Genomic DNA, 2,120 nt, shown 5'->3' with positions numbered 1-2,120 from the left:
TCGGCGCCGGCGCCGTGGCCGGGGGGCGGGGGGCGGCCGGGCGGGCGGGGACCCACGGGGGGCCGTGGGCGGCGACCTGGCCGGTGGGCCGGTGGGCCGGTGGGCTGACGGGTCGGTGGGGTCGGCGGGTGTCTGCCGATCCCTTCCCTTCCTTCCGTGGCCTTGGGGGCGTCGTACGATCTCCTCATGGTGCGGGTGGAGGGTGGGGCTGTGCGGGAGCGGTTGCTCCAGGAGTTGGAGACCGTTTCTCGGCGGTACATGGCCTCGTACGCTCTCTTCAATCAGGCCGTTGCCGATCACCTGGGGCTGCATCCGACCGATCTCCAGTGTCTGAATCTGCTGGCCCTGGAAGGCGGGCCCGTGAGCACCGGGCGGGTCGCCGAGCTGACGGGGCTGACCACCGGGTCGGCCACCCGGCTGGTGGACCGGCTGGAGCGGGCCGGGTACGCGGTGCGGGAGCGGGACGTGGCGGACCGGCGGCGGGTGCTGGTGGCCACCGTGCCGGAGCGGCTCGCGGAGCTGACGCGGGTGTGGGACCGGCTGGGGGGCGGGTACAACGCCCTCTTCGACGACCTCGGGGATGCCCAACTCGCCCTGATCATCGAGCACATGAGGCGTACGACGCGGTTCAGCGCCGAGCAGGTCGAGCGGCTGCGGTCCGGGGATGTCTAGGGCCGCCTAGGGCGTGTCCGTCGTGTCGTAGCGCTCGCGGGCCTGGTGGACCTCGTCGATGTGGGTCTCCGCCCAGGTCTTCACCGCGGTCAGGAGTACGGCCAGGCTGTGGCCGAGCGGGGTGAGTTCGTAGTCGACGCGGACCGGCACGGACGGGGTGACCGTGCGGTCGAGGATGCCGTCGCGCTCCAGTGCGCGCACGGTCTGCGTGAGCATCTTGGGGCTCACGCCGGCGATCTTCCGGGTGAGGTCGCTGTAGCGCATGGGGCCGGTGGAGAGGGCCGCGACCACGAGGCTGACCCACTTGTCGCTGAGGCGGTCCAGGAGCTGGTTGGTGGGGCAGCCGCGGATGAACGCGTCGTACTCGACACGGGCCTGCTCGCGCCGCTGGGCCGCGGTCATGGTCGGCATGGCTCACCTCCGGGGTGCTTACGCACTTCCAGGTAACTACTTACCAATCGATAGTAGCTCTTCCTAGGGTTGTTGGCAGCGAAGGGGAAATCCCTGCAAAAGCCAACAAAACCAGGAGACTTGGCATGCGTGCTGTTGTGGTGAACGCGTTCGGTGGGCCCGAGGCCGTCGAGGTCGTGGAGACCGAGGTGCCCGAGCCCGCCGCGCGACAGATACGGATCAAGGTGGCGGCGGCCACGCTGAACCCGGTGGACGCGGGGGTGCGCCAGGGCGTCTTCGGGGGCGCGGGCAAGCAGATCGGGCTCGGGTGGGATGTCGCCGGGACGGTGGACGCGGTCGGGGTCGCGAGTGCGTGGAGTGTGGGGGACGAGGTGGTCGGGCTCGACTACGGCATGGTCGCCCCGCTGGGCGCGCACGCGGAGTACGTCGTCCTGGACACGGACGCGGTGGCGCGGGCACCGAGGACGGTCGACGCCGTACACGCGGCGACGCTGCCGCTGAACGCGCTGACCGCCGTACAGGCCCTGGATCTCGCGGAGTTGACGCAGGGGCAGTCCCTGCTGGTGACCGGTGCGGCGGGTGCGGTCGGCGGGTTCGTCATCCAACTCGCCTCCCGCCGGGGGATTTCGGTGACCGGGCTGGCCCGGGAGGGGGACGAGGAGCTCGTACGGTCGTTGGGGGCCGCGCACTTCACGTCCGGCGCGGTCGAGGCGGGGGCCTTCGATGTCGTACTGGACGCGGCGGTGCTCGGGGAGACTGCGCTGGAGTGGGTGCGGGACGGGGGTGCGTACGTCGGTGTCATTCCGCAGGCTCAGCCGGGGTCGGTGCGGGGGGTGCGGACGACTGCCGTCGAGGTGAATGCGGACGGGGCGCGGCTCGGTGAGCTGGTCGGGCTGGTCGAGGAGGGGGTGCTGACGTTGCGGGTGGCGGAGACGTTCGCGTTGGAGGACGCGGTGAAGGCGCATGTGCGGCTTGCGGAGGGTGGGGTTCGGGGGCGGCTGGTGCACCGCTCAGCGGAACCTCGGCGAGCGCCTCCT

The 2,120-nt window shown here is 71.5% G+C and carries 3 protein-coding genes; 2 read left to right on the top strand and 1 reads right to left on the bottom strand.

All coding sequences use genetic code 11. The annotated features are described in order from the left end of the window. Positions 1-186 precede the first annotated feature (186 nt). Positions 187-672: a MarR family winged helix-turn-helix transcriptional regulator gene (locus HLK59_RS49725; RefSeq protein WP_171148282.1), complete on the top strand. Its 486-nt coding sequence runs from the start codon at positions 187-189 to the stop codon at positions 670-672. 6 nt (positions 673-678) lie between these two features. Here the strand turns inward: HLK59_RS49725 and HLK59_RS49720 are convergent, their stop codons facing one another. Further along, the gene (locus tag HLK59_RS49720; RefSeq protein ID WP_171148281.1) at positions 679-1,083 is read right to left on the bottom strand and encodes a helix-turn-helix domain-containing protein; all 405 of its coding nucleotides are present in this window, start codon (positions 1,081-1,083) and stop codon (positions 679-681) included. Between the two features lie 125 nt (positions 1,084-1,208). Between HLK59_RS49720 and HLK59_RS49715 the strand changes: the two genes are divergently transcribed. Continuing rightward, positions 1,209-2,120 (top strand): NADP-dependent oxidoreductase (locus tag HLK59_RS49715; RefSeq protein WP_171148280.1); only part of this gene is annotated, 912 nt, incomplete at its 3' end.

Origin of the sequence: Streptomyces sp. S3(2020), from assembly GCF_013044505.1 — a bacterium.
In the GTDB taxonomy this organism is placed as follows: domain Bacteria; phylum Actinomycetota; class Actinomycetes; order Streptomycetales; family Streptomycetaceae; genus Streptomyces.
This window is presented reverse-complemented; position numbering and strand designations above follow the sequence as displayed.